The organism is Oscillibacter sp. (genome assembly GCF_032060045.1).
Taxonomy (GTDB): Bacteria; Bacillota; Clostridia; order Oscillospirales; family Oscillospiraceae; genus Oscillibacter.
On the sequence record NZ_DAMBZJ010000037.1, the window covers coordinates 13,092 to 27,701 of the forward strand.

At 53.8% G+C, this 14,610-nt stretch carries 13 protein-coding genes; 2 read left to right on the plus strand and 11 right to left on the minus strand.

Annotated elements, in window-relative coordinates; translation table 11 throughout:
- Both nifJ and fabZ read left to right on the plus strand, forming a co-directional pair.
- Positions 1 to 2,598, plus strand: a 2,598-nt coding sequence (gene nifJ / locus RT018_RS13220; protein ID WP_312942731.1) for a pyruvate:ferredoxin (flavodoxin) oxidoreductase, incomplete at its 5' end; no start/stop codon positions are given.
- A gap of 13 nt (positions 2,599 to 2,611) precedes the next feature.
- A complete protein-coding gene (fabZ, locus tag RT018_RS13225) occupies positions 2,612 to 3,055 on the plus strand; it encodes a 3-hydroxyacyl-ACP dehydratase FabZ (RefSeq protein WP_312942733.1) in 444 nt (147 codons plus the stop codon).
- 105 nt (positions 3,056 to 3,160) lie between these two features.
- On the opposite strand, the gene RT018_RS13230 is transcribed toward fabZ, so the two are convergent.
- The 11 genes from RT018_RS13230 to RT018_RS13280 all read right to left on the minus strand — a co-directional run bounded on the left by RT018_RS13230 (position 3,161) and on the right by RT018_RS13280 (position 13,637).
- A complete protein-coding gene (locus RT018_RS13230; protein WP_312942735.1) occupies positions 3,161 to 3,661 on the minus strand; it encodes a hypothetical protein in 501 nt (166 codons plus the stop codon).
- A 107-nt stretch (positions 3,662 to 3,768) separates the two neighbouring features.
- On the minus strand, positions 3,769 to 4,401 hold the full coding sequence (locus RT018_RS13235) for an undecaprenyl diphosphate synthase family protein (RefSeq protein WP_312942737.1): 633 nt from the start codon (positions 4,399 to 4,401) through the stop codon (positions 3,769 to 3,771).
- Positions 4,402 to 4,616: 215 nt separating this feature from the next.
- Positions 4,617 to 5,606, minus strand: coding sequence for an aldo/keto reductase (locus tag RT018_RS13240; RefSeq protein WP_312942738.1), 990 nt, complete (start codon positions 5,604 to 5,606; stop codon positions 4,617 to 4,619).
- Positions 5,607 to 5,708: 102 nt separating this feature from the next.
- Complete coding sequence (locus RT018_RS13245; RefSeq protein ID WP_312942740.1) at positions 5,709 to 6,677, minus strand: Gfo/Idh/MocA family oxidoreductase; 969 nt, start codon at positions 6,675 to 6,677, stop codon at positions 5,709 to 5,711.
- A gap of 16 nt (positions 6,678 to 6,693) precedes the next feature.
- Positions 6,694 to 7,857 (minus strand): UxaA family hydrolase, encoded by a 1,164-nt coding sequence (locus RT018_RS13250; RefSeq protein WP_312942742.1) that lies wholly within the window; start codon positions 7,855 to 7,857, stop codon positions 6,694 to 6,696.
- Positions 7,858 to 7,872: 15 nt separating this feature from the next.
- Positions 7,873 to 8,160, minus strand: coding sequence for a UxaA family hydrolase (locus tag RT018_RS13255; RefSeq protein ID WP_312942744.1), 288 nt, complete (start codon positions 8,158 to 8,160; stop codon positions 7,873 to 7,875).
- A 29-nt stretch (positions 8,161 to 8,189) separates the two neighbouring features.
- A complete protein-coding gene (locus RT018_RS13260; RefSeq protein ID WP_312942745.1) occupies positions 8,190 to 9,254 on the minus strand; it encodes a hypothetical protein in 1,065 nt (354 codons plus the stop codon).
- 122 nt (positions 9,255 to 9,376) lie between these two features.
- A complete protein-coding gene (locus RT018_RS13265; RefSeq protein ID WP_312942748.1) occupies positions 9,377 to 10,867 on the minus strand; it encodes a tripartite tricarboxylate transporter permease in 1,491 nt (496 codons plus the stop codon).
- A gap of 43 nt (positions 10,868 to 10,910) precedes the next feature.
- Positions 10,911 to 11,930: a tripartite tricarboxylate transporter substrate binding protein gene (locus RT018_RS13270; protein ID WP_312942750.1), complete on the minus strand. Its 1,020-nt coding sequence runs from the start codon at positions 11,928 to 11,930 to the stop codon at positions 10,911 to 10,913.
- Positions 11,931 to 11,978: 48 nt separating this feature from the next.
- Positions 11,979 to 12,485: a tripartite tricarboxylate transporter TctB family protein gene (locus RT018_RS13275; protein ID WP_312942752.1), complete on the minus strand. Its 507-nt coding sequence runs from the start codon at positions 12,483 to 12,485 to the stop codon at positions 11,979 to 11,981.
- Between the two features lie 126 nt (positions 12,486 to 12,611).
- Positions 12,612 to 13,637, minus strand: a complete 1,026-nt coding sequence (locus RT018_RS13280) for a LacI family DNA-binding transcriptional regulator (RefSeq protein ID WP_312942754.1) — start codon at positions 13,635 to 13,637, stop codon at positions 12,612 to 12,614.
- Positions 13,638 to 14,610 lie beyond the last annotated feature (973 nt).

A 14,610-nucleotide genomic window follows, 5' to 3' on the forward strand; every position in this document is an offset into this window, starting at 1 on the left:
TCCGCAGAGCACTTCCTGTCCGTTTTGCCCAAGACCGTTAAAAAGGTGGCGGTGCTGGACCGGACCAAGGAACCCGGCGGCATGGGCGAGCCGCTGTATCAGGACGTGGAAAGCGTTTTGCACCGCAACTGCCCCGGTGTGCAGGTGGTGGGCGGCCGATATGGCCTGGCCTCCAAAGATACCACCCCGGGTCAGATTGTTGCCGTGTACGACAACCTGACAAACGAAACACCCAAAAACGATTTCACCATCGGCATTGAGGACGACGTGACCTTCACCTCTTTGCCTTATGAAGAAGTTTCCATTCCCAAGGAGGGCGAAACCTCCTGCAAAATCTGGGGAATCGGCGGCGATGGCACCGTGGGCGCCAACAAGAATACGATTACGACTATCGGTCTTGCGGCGGACATGTATGCGCAGGCCTATTTCTCCTACGATTCCAAGAAATCCGGCGGACTGACCCAGTCTCATCTGCGCTTTGGGAAAAACCCCATCCGCTCTCCGTACATGGTAAATTCCGCGGACTTTGTGGCACTGCACGAGCCGTCTTACCTTGGTCAATACGATGTCACGGCCGATTTGAAGGACGGTGGAACCTTCCTTCTGAACTGTGGCTGGAGCGACGCTGACCTGCCCGCTCACATTCCCGGCAAGATGAAACGCGACCTTGCCAAGAAGCACACGGAGATGTATGTCATCGACGCAACCGCCATTGCCCGGGAAATTGGTCTTGGAAACCGCACCAACACCGTGTTGCAGGCCGCGTTCTTTAAACTGACTAACATCATTTCGCTGGATCTGGCAGTCAAGGAAATGAAGGACGGTATTTATAAGAGCTATTTCAAAAAGGCTGGTGAGAAGATCACCAATATGAACTATACCGCCGTGGACCGCGGACTGACCGATGTGCGGAAATTTGAAATCCCCGCTGAATGGGCCAGCGCACCCGACGATGTTGCGCCGGAAAAGGATATTCCCGGTTTTATCAGAGATGTGGTTATCCCCATGAACAGCCAGGAAGGTGACAAAATTCCCGTCTCCACCTTTAAAAAGTATAACTGTCTGGACGGCACCTGGGAAAACGGCACCACCCGCTTTGAAAAACGCGGCGTTGCCGTCATGGTCCCCAAGTGGGATGCCGACAAGTGCATTCAGTGCAACCAGTGCGCCTTTGCGTGTCCTCACGCGGCGATCCGCCCTGTGCTGCTCAATGAGGAGGAGGCCGCCAACAAGCCCGCTTCCTTTGAGACAGTTCCGGCCAAGGGGCTGAACCAGTATCAGTACCGGATGCAGGTTTCTCCCTATGACTGCATGGGCTGCGGTTCCTGTGCCAACATCTGTCTGGCAAAGGACACAGCGCTGACCATGGTGCCCTTTGAGTCGCAGGTGGCCGAAGGGGAAAACTGGACCTTCGGCGTGGAGCAGACGTCCGTGAAAAAGGATGCCTTCTCTGCCAAGAACGTGAAATCCAGCCAGTTCTCCAAGCCCTATTTTGAATTCTCCGCCGCCTGCGCGGGCTGTGCCGAGACGCCGTATATCAAGCTGGTGACCCAGCTGTTCGGCGATCGGATGTACATTGCCAACGCCTCCGGCTGCTCTTCCGCCTATGGCGGTCCTCTGCCTGCCACTCCTTACTGCAAGGATGAGCGTGGCTTCGGCCCCTCTTGGGAACAGTCTCTGTTTGAAGACAATGCTGAGTTCGGCTTCGGCTTCCTCAATGCCCACGAGGTGATCAACAAGGAGGTTCTGCTCCGCATTCAGACCTTGATTGATGCTGGTGTAGCCAAGGAGGCCTGCGAAACCTATCTCCGGGACAAGGACGAGTCCGAAAAGACCCGCGCTGTGTCCGACCAACTCATTGCCGCGCTGGAGAAGGTTAATACGCCCAATCAGGAAGCGGTCAAGGCGGCCAAGTTTGTGCTGGACAACCGGGAGTTTTTGACCAAGAAGTCTGTCTGGTGCTTCGGCGGCGACGGCTGGGCCTACGATATCGGCTTTGGCGGCGTGGACCACGTGTTGGCACAAAACCGCGACATCAACATTCTGGTGATGGACACCGAGGTATATTCCAATACCGGCGGACAGTCCTCCAAGGCCACCCCTACCGCCGCCATTGCAAAGTTTGCAGCGGGCGGCAAGGAAGTGCGCAAAAAGGATCTTGGCAGCATTCTGATGAGCTATGGCTACATTTATGTGGCGCAGGTTTCTATGGGCGCCGACCCTGCCCAGACGCTGCGTGCCATCCGCGAGGCCGAGGCCTATCCCGGTCCGTCCATTGTCATTGCCTACTGCCCCTGCCTGGAGCACGGCATCAAGGGCGGCATGGGGAACAGCCAGCTGGAACAAAAGCGCGCCGTGGAGTGCGGCTACTGGCACCTGTATCACTTTGACCCTCGTCTGAAGGCGGAGGGCAAGAACCCCTTTGTTCTGGAATCCAAGGACCCCACCGGTGATCTGTCGGCTTATCTCAAATCCGAGCGCCGCTACGCCGCGCTGGAGGACTCCTTCCCCGAGCGGGCGGAGCAGCTGTACGCCAAAACCATCCGCGATGCCGCCGACCGGCTTGAGGGTTATAAGCGCCGGGCGGAAAACGACTGAGGAGGTATCTGAAATGACGCAGGCAGTTCAGCTCAACCACGATCAAGTGATGGACATTATTCCCCACAGGGACCCCATGCTGCTGATTGACGAGGTTTCAGAGCTTATTCCTGGTGAGCGTGTTGTGGCCAGCTTTTACGTGGACCCCGCACGGGAAATTTTCAAGGGCCATTTTCCCGGTGATCCGGTGTTGCCCGGTGTGTATACGGTGGAGGCCTCCGCACAGGCCACCGATCTGGTGCTGATGACCAAGCCGGACTATGCCGGAAAAATCCCCCTCTTTCTGGGCATTAACAATGTAAAGTTCCGAAAGAAGATTTTGCCAGGGGACACACTGGAAATCCACGCGGAAATACTGACCCAGCGGCCTGAAAAAGCCATTGCCACCTGCAAATGTACCGTTTATACCGCGGGCGATCTCGCTGCGGAAAGCGAAGTTACCATTGCCATGCGATGAGGGGATATGTTTCCCACAACAAAATTTCACTTTTCATTATAAAACAATGCCGTATGCAAAAGCATACGGCATTGTCTTATTTTGAAGCTGCGTTTAAAATAACATTCAACTCAGTGTCCTTAAAAATTCATTGATGGTTTCCACATGCTTTCGCTCATCTAAAATAATTCTTCGGAAAAGAGCCTGCATCTCCGGGCAGTCGATTTGCCGGATCAACCGCAAATAATGGGCAATGGCGGCTTTTTCCCCTTCCAGATCCGCCAAGAGGATCGGGCGAATCTGATAAGCATATACGGGAAATTCTCCAGACCAGTATTCATTGTTCATATAGCTCATCAATTTCGGAGCCTGCCCCAGCTTTAAAACCAGACCGCCCAGCAGCTTTAAATGATGAAATTCTACTGCGGTAATGCACTCATATGCAAAATGCAGTTGGGGATACTCCAGCGTGTAAAAGTTATGCGCCGTATACTGCCCTATGGCCGTGGCTTCGGAGCCTGCCCCGGCAAACGCATCGGACACAAGAGCAGCGTATTCAAAATTGTGGGCAAGCTTCCCTACCTCCGGATAAGGGGCATTCACCAAATACCTGTCGCAATCCTGCAACGCAATCACCTCACGAGCAAAGTATGACGGCTGCGACAGAGTTATGATAAGCATTAGGATAAAAAAGAGCAAGGCGCATTTTTGCAAACGGATGTTGGGGTGAAGATTCAGCCGCCCCGGGTCACGTCGCAGGTCTGATACCACCGCAAAGCGTTCAAAAAGTGGGTGGGCTGAAAGTCTGGCCAATAGTCGTCCACAATATAGAAGTCAGCATAGACGGACTGGGCAGGAAGAAAGCCGCTCAGGCGTCTGCATCCGCCCCACCGCACCACAAGATCTACCCGGGAAATTTCGGCGGAGCGGAGGGTTTTGTCCTCCGCTAGATGGTTCAGGTCCCACTCCCAGTCGTAATTCACCAAAAAGTTTAAGTTAATCAGGCCCCGGCCAAAGTGGACGCGTTGATTTGCGTATTTAAGAAGCTCCGGTGGAAAAGCGGGGGAGTCTGTGTTGCCGATAACCAGCAAATTGGCGTCCCTTCCGCTGAGAAGGCGTACGGCGTCCACACAGGCCTTTGTAAACGCATCCCGCTGGCCTTTTTCCCGGCGATTGTTGTCTTTGGTGAAACCGTAAAAGGTGGCCTCCCGGATGCCCAGTTCCAAGAGCTGCTCATAGAGCGCAAAGCCCGGTTGAATACCCTGCGCATAACCGTCCTTTTTCTGAAGTCCGTTTGTCACTGCCCACCGCCTATTGCCGTCAGGAATAATACCCACATGTGTCGGCAATCTTTTAAACGTCTCCATCAAATTCCCCTTTACAAAGCGATTTAACAGATAATAGGTTGCCCGATTTCTGCGCAATTATTTCCAAAAGAAAGAAATCGACTGTTCGCCGCGTTTATTTTTGGTGTGACTAAGGGCCATTCATAAAAATTGAAATCGGAAAAAATCCCCTGCGCGATGGCGTTCGCCGCGCAGGGGAAGCTTTCTGCTTTGTAAGGACCGGGCGGTTCTGTGGTTTAGAACATGCGGCCGCCATCGCCCTGCCACATGTCGGCGTTCTCTCCCATAATTGCCTTCAAAGGCTCGGAGGCCTTTTCAATCTCCTCCATCAACTCGGAGGGAATTTCCGTTTCATAAGCGCCAAGGTTTTGCTCCATCTGAGCGATGGTGCGCGCGCCCACCAGAATCGTCTGAACGAAGTCCTGACGCTTCAGGAAATTCATGGCTACCTGGGCGGGGGAGAAGCTGTGCTTTTCACAAAAAGCCATCAGCACGCCGATAAATTCAAAAATCTCATCTTCAAAGCCGGGGTCGTTGTGGCGGCAGGGAGTCTGACCGGTCCGATAGAACCGGGTTTCCCGTCTGGTCACAGGCACATCCTCGATGCGCCGGAACTTTCCGGTGAGCAGGCCCTGTGCCAGCGGAGAATAGGCGCAAACCGGTATACCCGCAGCAACGCTGGCGGGAACAACTTCCTTTTCGATAATCCGCCAGATCAAGGAATAGGGGAGCTGGTTCATGGCAACCTCGTAGTCAGCAAGACTTGCCGCGCAGCGCTTGCCGGCATTGCACACGCCTGCAATGCGGATTTTACCCGCCTTTTTCAGGTCCTCGAAGGCACGGAATGTCTCTGCCACGGGGATGTCGGGCGTGGGCCAGTGAATCTGATAGAGGTCGATATAATCTGTCTGAAGCCGCTTCAGGCTGGCCTCGCAGCAGGCAATCACGTCGTCATAGCGTAGCTTGTCAGTGTAAACCTTCGTGGCAAGAACTGCCTTGTCTCGGCAGCCCTTTAGCGCTTCACCCACAACCTCTTCCGATTTGCCGTCGCCATACCGGTCGGCCGTGTCAATCAGATTGACACCGTGCTCCAGCGCGAAGTGGATGGTTTTCTGGGCCGCTGCATTGTCGCTTGCGCCCCAGATGGCAGCGCCTGAATAGGCCCAAGTTCCAAGTGCCAGACCGGAAACCATGATGCCGCTCTTTCTCAGTTCGCTTTTTTTCATATTCCGCACCCCTTTATAGAGTATTTTAAACACTGCCAAAACAGCGCTTTTAAATTTTTCCGGCAAGGAAAATCACCCCTTGCCGGAAAATGGAGGCTCAGTCTACGCGGCCGTCCGCAGGGATTCCTCCCGGGAAATGGTCAGGGGCGCACCACTGAGAATCGCGCTTCCAAACTGCTCAACTTCCAGATAATAGTTGTCGTCTACCCAGACGGTGTAATCGGTGACAACTTCGTTGATATACTCCGCGTTCTGGGGCTGGGCGTTTTTTCCAACCCGGATGTGGCACAGGCCACGGCTGTTGAACTTGTGGTCCACATCAATGCGGCCCGTCTCACCCAGAACGGAGAAGCATCCGCGAGGATAGGCATCCAGTCCCGCATAGAGCATGGCGGATACGTCCTGTCCGTAGCGCAGAAGCACGGAGTCGGAGGTGTCCACGCCGGTCTGTGCGTCAAAGCCGCAGTACACATGCATATCCGTGGGGTCTGCACCCAGCAGATAGGAGACAAGGCTTACGTTATAGCACGTCACGTCAAACACAGCGCCGCCGCCCATGCCCTTTTGATACCGGATGCCCTGGCGGTTGGTGTCAAAGGTGGAGTGCTTGGATTCAAGATAACGAATTTTGCCGATCACGCCGCTGTCGATGATCTCCTTCACCTTCTGCACCAGCTGAGCGTGGCGGAAGGCATAAGCCTCCTCCAGAAGAACACCGTGCTTTTCGGCGGCGGCAAACATCTCTTGCACTTGGCTCTCGTTGAGAGCCAGAGGCTTTTCGCACAGAATGTGCTTTCCGGCGGCAGCGGCCTTTACCACCCATTCCAAGTGAATGGCGTTGGGCAGGGGAATGTAAACCGCGTCCACATTCTCATCGTCCAGAAGCGCCTGATAATCCGTATACAGCTTTTTGGGACCGAACGGTTCGGCGTAAGCCTTCAGCTTTGCCTCATCTCGACCTGCCAGCGCATAAAATTCCGCGTTGGATGCGGCAAGCATTCCGGGGATGGTGCGGCTCTTTCCGATGCCGGAGCACCCTAAAACACCCCAGCGCACGACTTTCTTTTCCATCTGTGTACTCCCTTTCTCAAACAAAATTACATGCCCGGGCAATCGCGATTTCCGTAAAGCCCAGTGATTCTGCCTTTGTCTGCTTACCTCTGGCGGTTTCCACCACCATCTGCAAAAGCTCTTCGCCAAGCGCTTCCACCGTTTTCTCGCCGTAGATCAGGGGGGCGGCGTTGAAATCGATGTTATCCTCCATCTTGGCAAAGGTCAGCTTGTTGCCCGTGATTTTGATCACCGGTGCGATGGGGTTGCCGGTGGGAGAGCCCCGTCCGCTGGAAAACACCACCACCTGTGCGCCACCGGCCACCATGGCCGCCACGGAGGCGGGATCGTTGCCGGGGGTATCCATAATCACAAGACCCTGCTTCGGGTCCACCTGCTTGGCATAGTCATACACGGCGCTAACCGGGCTGTGTCCGCCCTTGTGGATGCAGCCCAGCGATTTTTCCTCCAGCGTGGTGATGCCGCCGGTCTTATTACCGGGGGAGGGATTTCCGGCCCGCACGTCCTCGCCCACGGCGTGGAAGGACTGTTCAAAGCGGCTGACAATCTCATAAATCCGGTCATGGACCTCCGGCGTGGCGGCCCGGCGGGCCAGAATGTGCTCGGCACCGATAAACTCCGTGGTTTCCGAAAGTATGCTGGTTCCGCCCGCGGCCACCAGAAGGTCGCTCATAGAGCCGATGACCGGGTTGGCGGCAAGACCGCTGGTGGGGTCAGAGCCACCACATTCCGTGCCAACAATGAGCTCGGAGATGGGAAATTCCTCCTTGCGCAGGATGCTGGCGTCCGCAACCATCGCCTTAGCATAGCGAACGGCAATTTCCACGGCTTTCAGCGTGCCGCCTACCTCTTGGATGATAACCTGCTCCAAGGGTTTGTTGGTCCGCTCGCGAATGGCGGCGGTGACCAGGTCCATCTGGCAGTTCTCGCAGCCGAGAGACACCACGACCGTTCCGTAAATATTGGGATTGGCCGCAAAGCCAGCCATAATATCCATGGTATACTGCTGATCCGGAGCTACCTGAGAGCAACCCTGCTGATTGTTGAAGGTTACGCTGCCCTCAACCTGCTGCGCGATGATTCGGGTGACGTCCGAAGCGCAGACGCTGGCGGGCAGAATCAGAACTTTGTTCCGCACGCCCACGCGCCCGTCAGGGCGGCGATATCCGTAAAATGTCATAATTGTGATCCCCTTTTATTCCTTGGCCCGACGGTCTTCCTTAATGCTGTCCACGTTATGCACGTGAACATGAGCTCCCGCAGGGATAAGTGCCGTTGCGGCGCCAATGTGCTCGCCGTATTTAATCACCGGCTCACCCTTTTGGATAGCGTGGATGGCCAGCTTGTGATAGATAATGATGTCTTCTGTCGCCGTCAGCGAGGCGGGCTTGCCGCTCACAAGATACGTCACCGTATCTCCTGCGGCGATCGGTTCAATGGCAACAATCACATTGTCTCTTGGGTCGACGATCAGTGCATTCATGAAAGCGATACCTCCTGCCTTCAAAAAGGCTATTTTTTCTGATATAGAGCTTTGATCTCCTCTGTGAGAGCGGATACCTCCGGCGTTTGCCAGACTTGAGCTGGGAGCACCACGGCGGGGAAACTGCTCCAGCCAATCAGATAGTAAGGACCGACTTTCTCGCAAAGGTTGATTTTTTCCACAGGGATGCGTGCCTCTGCTCGGTCAGAGGCAAAGACCACCGTATTTTCCCGCAGGGAGAGATGATATTCTTCGCTTCCTCGCCAATCGCCCACCTCCCGCCGGATGCGCAGGCGGCAGATAAATGGAAGCATGGAGAGATTCTCCAAATTTGCCAGCACCAAAAGCACAACGCTCAGGGCGATGTTGAGGGCAGATGCATCCCGGAACAGATTGATGACGGCCAGCACGCTGATCACAAGGCGCACAAAGGTGGCGGAACGCAAAAAGCGATGCCGGTAATAAAGGGTGCGGAAGGCGAGATATTGCCCGTCTTCAAGAATGTTTTCCTCCATGTGCCAGGAGAGGCCGTCTTCTGGCACATTCTCGCGCTTCGCCGTGGGTGGCTGGGAATGCGCCGCCTGATCGCGCAGTGAACGGGCAAAGCGCTTCATGGCCTCCCGATTGGGAAAGGCAGAGTCCGGCACGATGTCGAACATGGTTTCCCCGCAGTAAAGGTGCAGGGCCTCCGCCCGCTCTTCCACCCGGGAAAGACCGTGCAGGGGGCAGGAAATCCGCTGTGCGCCATAGCGCAGACGGAGTTGTCCGTCCACCGTGCCAAGTTTATGTTCCTTCCAGAAATCCTCAGGAAGCTGACCGGTATATTCCAGACGCCGCAACGTGCCCTTGGCGCGGGACATAACGGTGCAGCGGCGCAGAAGCGTCAGCGCCGCCAAAAGAATGGACCAGACCAAAAAGAAAACGCGCTGGTCCGGATTCAGACGAAAAATACAAAGCAGAATGACGGCTGCCATCTGCACCACAGTCAATAAAAAAAGGGTAAACACCCGGATGGGGCGGCGCTCGTTGCGGCGAATCATATCCGCCAGCAGGTCAATATACGCTTGCTTTGGTACTTTGTAAGTCAAATCCATTGGTCACTCCAATTTTAACAAGGACAGGCAGCCGGGACACGGCGCTGCAAAGAGTGTCTCTTTGCAATAGCAGCGGGCCCGACTGCCTGTCTGTGCTTACGAACAAGTAGCCCGGAAAGGTCTTATGTCGTTTTTTTGGTGAGAATCAACAGCTTTCGCAGGATAGGAATTACAATGAAAAGAATCGCTATCACCACGAAGAACACCGCAACGGGTCGGGTGACAATCTGTCCCCATTCGCCATTGGAGGCGATCAGGGCCATGCGCATATATTTCTCAATCAGCGGCCCGAGAATGAAGCCCAGAATGACGGGCGCCATGTCGATGCCGAGGCAAATGAGAAAATAGCCTACAAAGCCGAAGATAATCATCACCCATACGTCGAACATACGGTTGTTCAGGGTATACACGCCCAGTACGCAGCACGCCACGATGGCGGGGAACAGATAGGACAGCTTCACGTTGACCATACGGACAAACGCCTTCATCAAGCCCAGCTCCATCACGTACATCACAACGTTTGCCAGGAAGTAAGCCACCATGATACCGCCCACCAGCTCCGGATGCTCGCTGTACAGAAGAGGACCAGGCTGCAGGCCGTGAATCATCAAGCCGCCGATCAGGGCTGAGGTGGTCAGATCGCCCGGAATGCCCAGGCAGACCAGGGGAATCAACGCGCCGCCGTTGGTGGCGTTGTTGGAGGATTCGGAAGCGGCAATGCCCTCGGGGCAGCCGTGACCGAACATCTCCGGCGTCTTGGAGACAGTGCGGGCCAGGTTGTAGGAAATCAGGGTGGAGGCGTTCTGTCCGATACCGGGCAGAATGCCGATGCCGGTGCCCACCACGCAGCCGATGCCCACAGCCTTCCAGCTGCTTTTCATCTCGGAAAAGGGAGGAACGAGCGTGGTTTTTGCAAAGTGAATCTTGGGGCGGGGCTTGTGCAGCTCCAAAGACTGGTTAAATACCTCGGTGATGGCAAACAGGCCCATCATCAGCGCGGTGGAAGAGATACCGGCCTGAAGTTGCCAAAAGCCGAAGGTGAGACGGGACACGCCGCTGATGGAATCGATGCCGATACCACCCAGCATCAGGCCGAAAATCGCGCCGATCAGGCCCTTAATCATGGAGTCGGAACACATGGCCACAACCACCGACAGACCCATCAGAGCGACCGCAAAATACTCCCAGCTTCCAAAGCTCAGAGAAATTTTTGCAAGCTGAGGCGCAATTGCCATCAGAGCAAACGCGGAAAAGGAACCGCCTATAAGAGAGCAGAAGACGCCGATGGCCAAAGCCTGAGCGGGCTTGCCGTTTTTCGTCATGGGGTACCCGTCAAAACAGGTGTAAATGGACGACGGTGTGCCGGGAATATTAATCAGGGTGGCCGTAATCAGACCGCCGCTGATTCCGCCTACGTAGACGGCAATCAGCATGGTCAGGCCCTGAACCGGCGACATGACGTAGGTGAAGGGTATAAACAGGGTAACGCCGAGCGTTGCGGTAAGACCGGGAATACTGCCGAAAATAATTCCGACGAAAATGCCCAGAAGGAGCAGTGCGATGTTCGTGGGGTCACTGAAGATAAACTGAAAGCCAAGGACGATTGTCGACAATCAAGAGCCCTCCCTTTCCTGTCTGCGCAGGATGATATAGTTTTTAGCCGGCAATCTGGGCCATGTCTGCAAAGACGGGGGTCAGGCTCTCTGCCCAAGCAAGTGCACGAACCTTGGCGGCGGGGCCGTCAACGTAAGACACGGTGAAGCCAAGGTTTGCCATAGCTTCCACAAATTCGGGCTTCGCGCAGACATCCTTCATCTTGGCGGAAATGTACTCCAGAACGGCGGGATCGGTGCCCTTGGGGGCAAAGAAGCCACGGGGCTTGCCGTAGGTCACGTTGTAACCTGCCTCGACAGTGCAAAGCAGGTCGGGGTGAGAATCAATGCGCTCGTCGTTGCACACCAGCAGAGGCACGTTGGTGCCGGCCGCGATGTAGGCAGAGGTGTCGGCCAGAGAGTTGACTTCCAGCTGGATGTGTCCGCCCTGCAGGGCAGTTTCGCTGGCGGCGCCGCCGTCGTAAGGCACGATGGTGACCTTGTCATAGATGCCCATGGCCTTCAAAAGTTCCATGGTGGTGCCGTAGTTGACGTTGTTGGAGCCAGTGCAGCCCACGGTCACGGTACCGGGGTTGGCATTGATGTAGTCAATTGCCTCCTGAGCAGTGGTCCAGCCGGTGTCGGGACTGGTGCACAGCAGATTGTAGTCAGTAACCACGTCGCAGATGTACTCCAGATCCTCATACAGGGGTTCCTGAGCCTGTCCGCTCATGGAGTAGGAGATCAGGTCCATCTCGTTGTGAGTCATGATGGTATAGCCGTCGTTGGAGCTGTTATAGCCCTGCAGAGCGCCGATATAGCCGGAAGCGCCTTCCACATTGATGGCAACCGCGTTAGCGCCCAGATCCAGATGCTGAATGACGCCGCGCACCAAGTTGTCGGAGCCGCCGCCGGGAGCGTAGGGAATAATAATCTGGACGTTTTTGGTGGGATAATCCAGTGCGGTGGAGCCGCTGGCGGCACTACCGGAACTGCTTGCGCTGCTGGAACTGTTTCCGCCGCAGCCGGACAGAAGTCCTGCCACCATGACGGATGCAAGTGCAAATGACATAGCCTTTTTCATGTAGGTTTCCTCATTTCCTAAAATTAAGTTGTTTATCCAAAATCCCGTTTAGGGAAGGATACACTTGAGAAGCTGGGTGAACAAGACCCACAGAGCAACGGTCAGAATAACGGAATAGACCACAATGGCCACAAGCTGCTTTTTGGGCAGCTTTCCCGCTTTTTCGGAATCTCCCTGATTCTCCTTCATTGCAAAGGTGCCGCACAGGACGATAATCAGGACCAAAGTGCAGGGGAAAAACGTCAGCACGGGCAGAAGCAGCGCATAGAGAACCAGGGCCACTGCAGTGATGACGATTTCTTTGGAGATGGGAATTTTGATTGCCTGATGCTCGCCGTCTCGCTTAAAATTGATGGCGTAAATCAACTGCAAAATGCAAAGTCCCAGTAGAATCCCTGCCAGAAGGTGGATGTAGGTGCTGGCTTGCGCCCAGATGCCGCCAAGGCCGTTTTCCACGCCGGTGATGATGTGCTTGCTGGTCAGCAGAAAGACAGACAAAGCGCCCATCACCGCCGCCAATAACAGGTCGTTGGTGTTTCGAATCACTTTTTTCATAAACTTCCCTCCTTTCAATCACATAACAGATTGCTGCGCGTTGGAAAAGACTTGCGTAAGAGCTAAAATCCATTTCAGCAAGTTGCTGAAATTAACCGAGTTAAACGACGGAAACTGAAAAACGCTTCAGTAATTATAAAGGGTTTTAATTTGGATTCCTGTGTCGTAATATGCCGTCTCCACCGGACGGTCTTGAAAAATCGCGTCCACCAAGAGCTGAACGGACTTATAACCTTGCAGATACGGGTCCTGCTCAATAAGGAACTGCACAGTTCCTTTTTTCATACAGGCCACGTTGGAGTCGGTGGTGTCAAAACCCACCACCTTAATTTTTCCGGAAAGTCCGGCGTCATCCACAGCGTGGGCGGCTCCACTGAGGCCCGCGCCGCTGACGAAAATACCCGTCAGCTCAGGCGACTGCTCAATCTCGGCACGGGCAAGCCGATAGGAAATATCGTGATTGCCCTGGCTGTAAACCACGGGAGCCAGCTCCATTTCTCCGTCTGGAGCATTTAGAATGTGATCGACAAAGCCGTGGATTCGTTCCTCACTGGAGTAATGAAGCTGGTCCACGCCAACAATCAGCGTGCGTCCCTTTTTTGAAGAAATCTGCTGCATCAAAAATGCCGCGCAGGCGCCGCTCTTATATGAATCCTGCCCGACAAAACAGTCACGCAGCTTGTTCTCGGTGTCCGCGTTATAAGTTATTATGGGAATCTGCTTTGTGGTGAGCTGGCGAAGCAGCGCGTTGACCTGCTCCGACTCAATGCCGCGCAGCACCAGCCCCCGAATATCGCTTTCAATCAAGCGGCCCAGAGCTTCCAGATAGGCGGTCTGATTGTCGGGTGGGGCAAATTCTGTCACAGTCTGGATACCGTATTGCTGGGCGTATGAAATGCCGTCGCTGACGCCGCGCATCACCAATCTTTGAAAGTCCGGCTCGCGGAGAGAAACCAACACGCCGATCTTGTTCTTCTTGCGGGAAAGATAAAATGCGCGGCCGAGATTGTTGGGCTGAAAGTTCAGCTCATCCATCACGGCCCAGACCTTCTCCACCGTCTCGGCCTTGACCCTTCCGCGATTATGGAGCACGCGGTCTACGGTTCCGCGGGATACACCGGCTTTTTTAGCAATGGTTTCAATGGTTGTCATAAGTCATTCCTCTTCTTTCCAAAAAGATACAGCGGGAATGGGATAAATTATATCCGAGATGGCAGCCATGCACCAAAGGTAGCTTTTGAACTGCAAAAATCAGGAACCTGCCGCATAGGCGGCAAAATGCCTGCATCGCTGCAAATAAATATTTGTATAATTGTGCGAGTATTTGTGCGAGTGCACGTACACGCAACTTTGCGTGAACGTGCACGCAAACAATGCAAAGAAAAGACGAACTACCTTCGTCTGAGAAAAAGTTTTTATATACTCATAATAATATAAGTCGTTAAATGGCGGTTTTCAAGTGTAATTTATGACAAAATATTCACATGGGTTTTGTAACATTCACAAAAAATTCAAAATATTAAAACAATTATTTCCTTCAATGGACCATTTTTCTAGTGAATTTAAAAAAACAGGGCAGATATAAGATAAGCCGCAAGAGAAAGTAGGCGGAAAACCGCTCGCCTTCTGGATACCGTTTTATTTGCATTAATTAGAAAAGACCACGATGTTTTATGCAAAAAGACGTGGGGCGAGGGAGTTCCGTTTCCAAAGTTGATTGATCGGCCCAACATTTCGTTCCGGGCAAGATAACGAACCTGTGAGGCAAAAAACGGCACCTGATTTCCTACAAAATTAGGTGCCGTTTATGGTTGCGGGGGCAGGACTCGAACCTACGACCTCCGGGTTATGAGCTGCTGCATTTATTTTAAATATCATGTTATCTTGAAGTAAAAGCCCTTATGTAGCAATGATTTTCCGAGAAAAGCATTCCATTTTATTAGGTCTCTTATTATTTGTTTTTGCAAAAACTACTCCTCAATTACTCCCAAGTAAATGTCCCGTTTTTGTCTTGTAGCCGCACAGAAGCCATTCCGTACACTAGAATGTTTCCATAATTTCTAGTCTGATAAATGCATTCTGCCAATATGCAACTCCGTCTGTTTGTAGTCATAGCGCTTTATTT

Excerpts from the sequence above, each read along its gene's own strand:
- RT018_RS13280 (WP_312942754.1), bottom strand. The coding sequence starts at position 13,637 with ATGACAACCATTGAAACCATTGCTAAAAAAGCCGGTGTATCCCGCGGA.
- RT018_RS13240 (WP_312942738.1), bottom strand. The coding sequence starts at position 5,606 with ATGAAAAAAAGCGAACTGAGAAAGAGCGGCATCATGGTTTCCGGTCTG.
- RT018_RS13235 (WP_312942737.1), bottom strand. The coding sequence starts at position 4,401 with ATGGAGACGTTTAAAAGATTGCCGACACATGTGGGTATTATTCCTGAC.
- RT018_RS13245 (WP_312942740.1), bottom strand. The coding sequence starts at position 6,677 with ATGGAAAAGAAAGTCGTGCGCTGGGGTGTTTTAGGGTGCTCCGGCATC.
- RT018_RS13255 (WP_312942744.1), bottom strand. The coding sequence starts at position 8,160 with ATGAATGCACTGATCGTCGACCCAAGAGACAATGTGATTGTTGCCATT.
- RT018_RS13250 (WP_312942742.1), bottom strand. The coding sequence starts at position 7,857 with ATGACATTTTACGGATATCGCCGCCCTGACGGGCGCGTGGGCGTGCGG.
- RT018_RS13275 (WP_312942752.1), bottom strand. The coding sequence starts at position 12,485 with ATGAAAAAAGTGATTCGAAACACCAACGACCTGTTATTGGCGGCGGTG.
- RT018_RS13260 (WP_312942745.1), bottom strand. The coding sequence starts at position 9,254 with ATGGATTTGACTTACAAAGTACCAAAGCAAGCGTATATTGACCTGCTG.
- RT018_RS13270 (WP_312942750.1), bottom strand. The coding sequence starts at position 11,930 with ATGAAAAAGGCTATGTCATTTGCACTTGCATCCGTCATGGTGGCAGGA.
- fabZ (WP_312942733.1), top strand. The coding sequence starts at position 2,612 with ATGACGCAGGCAGTTCAGCTCAACCACGATCAAGTGATGGACATTATT.